The organism is Methylobacter svalbardensis (assembly GCF_037671525.1).
Classification (GTDB): domain Bacteria; phylum Pseudomonadota; class Gammaproteobacteria; order Methylococcales; family Methylomonadaceae; genus Methylobacter_A; species Methylobacter_A svalbardensis.
The window spans coordinates 1-642 of sequence record NZ_JAWPOH010000204.1 but is presented as its reverse complement, the minus strand read 5'-3'; the positions used below and the strand labels follow the sequence as shown (position 1 = coordinate 642).

1 protein-coding gene is annotated in these 642 nt (G+C 47.4%); it reads left to right on the top strand.

What is annotated here, in order from left to right; all coding sequences use genetic code 11:
* Positions 1–522, top strand: a 522-nt coding sequence (locus RW114_RS20855) for a carboxymuconolactone decarboxylase family protein (RefSeq protein ID WP_340124639.1), incomplete at its 5' end; no start/stop codon positions are given.
* Between the last annotated feature and the right edge of the window lie 120 nt (positions 523–642).

Genomic DNA, 642 nt, shown 5'->3' with positions numbered 1-642 from the left:
TTTTTTTGGAATCAGAAAAGAAAATACGGACAGATTCTTAAGCCTGCATTGATTTGGGCCAGAGTCCCCAGTTTGTTTGCAGCAATAGCCCTGCTCTATGGGGCGCTGGACAGAAAAAGCAGCCCTATCAATCCGGTTCTGCGATCCTTGGTTACGGTCAGAGTGTCGCAAATAAACGGCTGCCGTTTTTGTATCGATATAAACTCCGCCGTGTTGGCAAAAAGAACGGGCTCCATGAATAAGGTGGAGGCTCTTGAACAATGGCAAGAAAGCGAGTTGTTCGATAACAAGGAAAGGCTTGTCCTGGAGTATGTCGAGGCTATAACTTATACCGACCGGCAGGTCGATGATGATTTGTCTCAACGCCTGCATGAATACTTCAACGAAGATGAAATAGTCGAACTCACCGGGCTTATTGCCTTCCAGAATTTATCCAGCAAATTTAACAGCGCCCTGGATTTACCAGCACAAGGATTTTGCCGTCTGCCGAAAAATAAAGATCGCAATATCGATGAACAGTAGGATTGATTCGAGAGCAGCGCTTGCTGCGAATCAGTTTATTCACCGGAAAATCCTGCTCCGGCTGTTTCTGGGCTGGCTGTTTCTCAGCGTAGCGGTCGGCGGCGTCGTTTTATGGCTGGA